Here is a 6616-nt window from a genome sequence, read left to right as displayed (position 1 = left end):
TGGAAGCCATTGCGCACCATGGCAGCGACGCACTCAAGCGCCGCTTCCTGGAGCCCATGGTCGCGGGCCGCTGGACCGGCACCATGAACCTCACCGAGCCCCAAGCAGGCTCCGACTTGGCCGCGCTGCGCAGTCGCGCCGTGCCCGAAGGCGACCATTACCGCGTCAGCGGAAACAAGATCTTCATCACCTGGGGCGAGCACGACATGGCCGAGAACATCGTCCACCTCGTGCTGGCGCGCCTGCCCGATGCACCGCCAGGCGTGAAAGGCATCTCGCTGTTCCTGTGCCCGAAGTACCTGGTCAACGACGACGGCTCCCTGGGCGAACACAACGACCTGGCCTGCACCTCCATCGAGCACAAGATGGGCATCCACGGCAGCCCCACGGCGTCGATGAGCTTTGGCGACCGCGGGGGCGCGATCGGCTACCTGGTCGGCGAGCCGAACCAGGGTCTGGCCTGCATGTTCACGATGATGAACCATGCGCGGCTGAACGTCGGCCTCGAAGGCGTGGGCATCGCCGAGCGCGCCTACCAGCGCGCACGCGCCTACGCGCTGGAGCGGGTGCAGGGCAAGCCACTGCTCAGCGGCAGCACCACCATCGCCGGCCACCCAGACGTGCGGCGCATGCTGATGGACATGAAGGCCCGCACCGAGGCTATGCGCGCACTGGCCTATTTCTGCGCCGGCCAGATGGACCGAGCCGCAGGCCACGCCGACGCGCAAGAGCGCGAGCAGGCGCTGGCCCTGGTCGGCCTGCTGATCCCGGTGGTCAAGGGCTGGTGCACCGACAACGCACAGGGCATCACGTCCGATGGTGTGCAGGTGCATGGCGGCATGGGCTACGTCGAGGAAACCGGCGCCTCACAGCACTTGCGTGACGCGCGCATCACGACCATCTACGAAGGCACGACGGGCATCCAGGCCAACGACCTAATTGGCCGCAAGCTGGCGCGCGAGGGCGGGCGCACGCTGAAGGCGCTGCTGGGCCGCATCGACGGCGATGCGCGCCGATTGGCCGAGATGCCCGATGCCGCGCTGGCGCAGATCGGCGGCGTGTTAGCGGCTTCGGCACGTGCGCTGGGGGAAGCGGCCGACTGGCTGCTGGCCCACGACGACCAACCCGCGCAGTGCGCGGCGGGCGCCGTGCCCTTCTTGCGGCTGGCGGGTACGGTGATCGGCGGCTGGCTGTCGGCGCGCATGGCCGAAGCCGCCACTGCGCAACTCGCGGCGAGATCGGGCGATGCGGGCTTTCTCGGCGCCAAGCGTGCCACGGCCAGCCACTACGTGGCGCATGTCCTGGTGCAGGCGCCGATGTTGCGCGACATCGTCACGGGCGGAGCCGCCAGCACGCTGGCCCTGGCGGACGATCAACTCTGAATGATCCTGAAAGGAAACCCTCCCATGAAAATCCTCGTCCCCGTCAAACGCGTGGTGGACTACAACGTCAAGGTGCGCGTCAAGAGCGACGGCACCGGCGTGGACATCGCCAACGTCAAGATGAGCATGAACCCGTTTGACGAGATCGCGGTGGAAGAAGCCGTGCGCCTGAAGGAAAAAGGCGTGGTTACCGAGGTGATCGCCGTTTCCTGCGGTGTGGCCCAGTGCCAGGAAGCCCTGCGCACCGCCATGGCGATTGGCGCCGACCGCGCCATCCTGGTCGAGACCCCGGCCGACCTGGATTTGCAGCCGCTGGCCGTGGCCAAGCTGCTCAAGGCCCTGGTCGACAAGGAGCAACCCGGCCTGGTCATCCTGGGCAAGCAGGCCATCGACGACGACGCCAACCAGACCGGCCAGATGCTCGCCGCGCTGGCCGACCTGCCGCAGGCCACCTTTGCGTCCAAAGTGGAAGTGGCCGAGGGCAAAGTCAAGGTCACCCGTGAAGTCGACGGCGGCCTGGAGACGCTGGAACTGAGCCTGCCGGCGGTGATCACCACCGACCTGCGCCTGAACGAGCCGCGCTATGTGACGCTGCCCAACATCATGAAGGCCAAGAAGAAGCAGCTGGACACCGTCAAGCCCGAGGACCTGGGCGTGGACGTCAAGCCGCGCCTGAAGACCCTGAAGGTCAGCGAGCCGCCCAAGCGTGGCGCCGGTGTGAAGGTCCCTGACGTGGCTGCCCTCGTGGACAAGCTGAAAAACGAAGCCAAGGTCATCTGAAGACCGCTGAACCCAACGATCCAGAGGAACACAGAACATGACCGCACTTGTCATTGCCGAACACGACAACGCCTCCATCAAGAGCGCGACCCTGAACACCGTCACCGCCGCCGCCGCCATCGGTGGCGACGTGCACGTGCTGGTGGCAGGCGAGAACGCCGGCGAAGCCGCCAAGGCCGCCGCGCAGATCGCCGGTGTTTCCAAGGTCATCCATGCCGACGCCGAGGGCCTGGCCCATGGCCTGGCCGAGAACGTTGCCGCCCAGGTGCTGGCCCTGGCACCCGCCTACAGCCACATCCTGTTCCCCGCCACCGCCGGTGGCAAGAACGTGTCGCCGCGCGTGGCCGCCAGGCTCGACGTGGCGCAGATCAGCGAAATCAGCAAGGTGATCAGCCAAGATACCTTCGAGCGCCCGATCTACGCCGGCAACGCGATCGCCACCGTGCAGAGCGGCGACGCCACCAAGGTCATCACCGTGCGCACCACCGGCTTCGACGCCGCTGGCCAGGGTGGCTCGGCCGCCGTGGAAACCGTGGCCGCCGCAGCCGGCAACGGCAAGAGCGCCTACCTGGGCAGCGAAATCGCCAAGAGTGACCGCCCCGAACTGACGGCGGCCAAGATCATCGTCTCCGGCGGCCGTGCACTGGGCAGCAGCGAGAAGTTCACCGAAGTCATGACCCCGCTGGCCGACAAGCTGGGTGCGGCCATCGGTGCCAGCCGTGCCGCCGTCGATGCGGGCTACGCCCCCAACGACCTGCAGGTGGGCCAGACCGGCAAGATCGTGGCGCCGCAGCTGTACATCGCCGCCGGCATCTCGGGTGCGATCCAGCACCTGGCGGGCATGAAGGATTCCAAGGTGATCGTGGCGATCAACAAGGACCCCGAGGCCCCGATCTTCTCCGTGGCCGACTACGGCCTGGAGGCCGACCTGTTCACGGCTGTGCCGGAACTGGTCGCCGCAATCTAAGAACAACAGTGACTTGAGACAAAAATGAAAAAATTCAGGGAAAACAATGGAACTGAGGCACCTTCGGTGCTTCTTGGCTGTCGCTCAGGAGTTGCATTTCGCAAGAGCCGCTGAGAAGCTACACATTGAGCAATCGCCACTTTCGAGGGCGATCAAGGAACTGGAAGAAGAGCTGGGGGTCCGCCTCTTCGACCGCAACACCCGCAGCACGCGTCTGACCCGTGCGGGTCAGGTCTTCATGGACCACGTGCCGCGCGTGTTCGCAGCGCTGGCCCAGGCGCGCGACAGTGTTAGGGCCGTTTCGGCCGGGTATCAGGGGCAGTTACGCATCGCCTTGTCCGAAGGCCTCTCGCAGGCCCGGCTCACGGCATTGCTATCGTGTTGCCGTGAGGAAGAGCCAGATACGGAAATCCGGCTTTACGAGGTTCCGCTGTCACAGCAGATCAGAGGCCTCGAAGCCGACTTGTACGATGCCGGGTTCTCCCACTCATCGGAAGTTGGTGAAACGCTGCTTGCCATACCAGTGTGGAACGATCCGATGGTCGTGGCCGTGCCTACGCGCCACCCCTTGTTGGCACACAAGACGCTGCCTCTGGATGAAGTGTTGCGCTATCCGCTGGTGCTTTGCGACCCCGAGGTGTGCGAGGGCTGCAGCCGCCAGATGGCACGTGTGCTGCGCGCAACGGATCGCGAACCCATCGTGGCTGAGCAGGTGGCCAGCCAAGAGCTGATGGTGACCCTGGTAGCAGCAGGCTACGGTCTGGGCTTCTCGACCGAGGCTCACGTTTCGACCTGCGGTCATCCTGAGATCGTCACAAGGCCGCTGGCTGGCCGCACACCGATGTTGACCACCTACCTGATCCACCGCATCGGTGCCTCGTCTGAGACCTTGCGACGTTTCGTGGAAAGGGCCCGTATCGCTGCACCCGGTCGGGCGACTGACGACGCGTTGGACATATTGCCAGGGAGTAGCACATGAGAAAGCTTCAAAACTTGACCGCAACCTTGGTGGTCGCCGCCGCAGCTTTGGTGCTGTCGGCCTGCGGCAAGCCGCAGCCCACCGATTCGCTGGAATCGTTGATGGCCGATCCAGAACGGTTGAAGCTGCTGCGAGAGCAGTGCAAGACCGAGCGCACCAAGCTGGGCGACGAACTTTGTAGCCGCGTGGCCGAGGCCACGAAACGGCGATTTTTCGGGGACGGCAAGGTACCGTACAACCCGCCCAAAGAATCACCCAAGTTCTGAACGTGCGCTCGTCGCCACACTCGGCGACGCATATTTCGTGCATGGGCGCTGTACTACTTGCAGCGCTGCAAGGAGCCACGACGCGCGGCAGCACGCTGCCACTTGCATTCTTGCAGGCCGGACTGCGAGCCTGCCGATTTGGGACTTTGACCCACCGATAGACAGCCTTGATCCTCATGCGTGCGACACACCTTCGTGCCGCGCGCACGGCCCCGCGTGGCGGGCCACTGGATCGGAGGTCAAGGTGCAGGCTCAGGGCGCAAGTCACCAGGGGATTCTCTACGGTCAGGTCGCGGCGGTGCTGGGCGTCGTCGTGGTCGGCGTGTGGGGTGCAACCCAGTGGACCGCTGCTGCTCTCGGCCATCAGGCACGCCTGGGCACCCCGTGGTTCGAGGCCTTCGGCTCGCCGGTCTACCACCCCTGGCGCCTGTTCGAGTGGTGGTTCTTCTTCGACGCCTACGCACCCGATGTCTTCGACGTGGGCGGGGCGATTGCAGGCGGCAGCGGCCTGGCCTCGGTAGGCGTGGCGGTGGGCATGTCGGTCTGGCGCTCGCGGCAGTCGCGGCTGGTCACCACCTACGGTACCGCACGATGGGCCACGGCCGATGACGTTCGGCGTGCCGGGCTGAACCGCCCGTCCGGCGTGCTCCTTGGACAACATGGCTTGCAGTACCTGCGCCACGACGGGCCCGAGCACGTGCTGGCGTTTGCGCCCACACGTTCGGGCAAGGGCGTCGGCCTGGTGGTGCCCACGCTGCTGTCCTGGCCCGGCTCGGCCGTCATCCACGACATCAAGGGCGAGAACTGGCAGTTGACGGCCGGCTGGCGCTCGCGTTTCTCGCACTGCCTGCTGTTCAACCCCACCGATGCGCGCTCGGCCGCCTACAACCCGCTGCTGGAGGTTCGGCGCGGCGTGCACGAGGTGCGCGACGCGCAGAACATCGCCGACATCCTGGTGGACCCAGAAGGCGCTCTGGAGCGCCGCAACCACTGGGAAAAAACTTCCCACGCCCTTCTGGTGGGGGCCATCCTGCACGTGCTCTATGCGGGCGAGGACAAGACGCTGCGCGGAGTCGCCAACTTCCTCTCCGACCCAGCCTGCCCGTTCGAGGTGACGCTGCACCGGATGATGACGACGCCGCACCTGGCGAACGAGCAAGGCGGTGGCCCGCACCCCGTCGTCGCTTCGGCCGCGCGGGAGGTTCTCAACAAGAGTGAGAACGAGCGCTCGGGCGTGCTGTCCACGGCCATGAGTTTCCTGGGCCTGTACCGCGACCCGACGGTGGCGGAAGTCACTTCGCGCTGCGACTGGCGCATCGCCGACCTGATCTCCACCGCGCACCCAGTGTCGCTGTACCTGGTGGTGCCACCGTCTGACATCAGCCGCACCAAGCCGCTGATCCGATTGATCCTGAATCAGGTGGGACGGCGGCTGACCGAGTCGCTGGACGGATCGGACGGCATCGCGCGGCGGCACAAGCTGCTGCTGATGCTCGACGAATTCCCGGCGCTGGGTCGCCTGGACTTCTTCGAGACCGCGCTGGCCTTCATGGCGGGCTACGGCATCCGCAGCTTCCTGATCGCGCAGAGCCTGAACCAGATCGACAAGGCCTACGGCCAGAACCATTCGATCCTCGACAACTGCCATGTGCGCGTGACGTTCGCTACCAACGATGAGCGCACCGCCAAACGGATCTCCGAGACGCTCGGCACTGCGACCGAGCTGCGCGCGCAGCGCAACTACGCGGGCCACCGGCTCGCGCCGTGGCTCGGGCACTTGATGGTGTCGCGCCAGGAAACCGCGCGCCCGCTGTTGACGCCGGGCGAAGTCATGCAGCTTCCGCCTGACGAGGCCGTGGTGATGGTGTCCAGCGTGGCGCCGATCAAGGCGAAGAAGCTGCGCTACTACGCGGACAGCAATTTCAAGCGGCGCGTGTTGCCGCCGCCCGCGCTGGCGAGCGAGCGATACGCCGACGCGCCGCCATCGCGTCCCGACGACTGGAGCGGACTGGCGATTCCCGCCGCACCGGCCGCGGCGTCCGCTGATGGCCTGGAGAACTTGGGTTCGGCCGACGACGGCGGCCCGCGCCGTCAGCCCGAACTCTCCGAAACCGTCGCCTACGACCCCGACCTGGCTGCACCTGCAACCGACCTCGGGCTGCTCGATGACGACGACATACCGCTTCCCCTTCCTCGCCAGCTCGATCCGGCTCTGCAGCGCACGGCCCGGCTGGCCTCCCTC

The 6616-nt window shown here is 66.2% G+C and carries 6 protein-coding genes; all 6 read left to right on the top strand.

The features are described from left to right. The coding region (locus VGF12_RS01270; RefSeq protein ID WP_331174236.1) for an acyl-CoA dehydrogenase at nucleotides 1-1382 on the top strand (1382 nt) is incomplete at its 5' end. Between the two features lie 24 nt (nucleotides 1383-1406). After that, nucleotides 1407-2162, top strand: a complete 756-nt coding sequence (locus VGF12_RS01265) for an electron transfer flavoprotein subunit beta/FixA family protein (RefSeq protein WP_331174235.1) — start codon at nucleotides 1407-1409, stop codon at nucleotides 2160-2162. A 37-nt stretch (nucleotides 2163-2199) separates the two neighbouring features. Then, entirely contained in the window at nucleotides 2200-3129 is a 930-nt protein-coding gene (locus tag VGF12_RS01260; RefSeq protein ID WP_331174234.1) for an electron transfer flavoprotein subunit alpha/FixB family protein, read from the top strand. A 46-nt stretch (nucleotides 3130-3175) separates the two neighbouring features. After that, nucleotides 3176-4108 (top strand): LysR family transcriptional regulator, encoded by a 933-nt coding sequence (locus VGF12_RS01255; protein WP_331174233.1) that lies wholly within the window; start codon nucleotides 3176-3178, stop codon nucleotides 4106-4108. Next, nucleotides 4105-4374: an EexN family lipoprotein gene (locus VGF12_RS01250; RefSeq protein WP_331174232.1), complete on the top strand. Its 270-nt coding sequence runs from the start codon at nucleotides 4105-4107 to the stop codon at nucleotides 4372-4374. Before VGF12_RS01255 ends, VGF12_RS01250 begins: the two co-directional genes overlap by 4 nt. A 244-nt stretch (nucleotides 4375-4618) precedes the next feature. Then, nucleotides 4619-6616: conjugal transfer protein TraG (locus tag VGF12_RS01245; RefSeq protein WP_331174231.1), on the top strand; the 1998-nt coding region annotated here is incomplete at its 3' end.

The sequence above is a fragment of the Roseateles sp. genome, assembly GCF_036404855.1.
In the GTDB taxonomy this organism is placed as follows: domain Bacteria; phylum Pseudomonadota; class Gammaproteobacteria; order Burkholderiales; family Burkholderiaceae_C; genus Pelomonas.
Note: the sequence above shows the minus strand (reverse complement) of the source record. Positions and strands in the feature narration are given on the sequence as shown.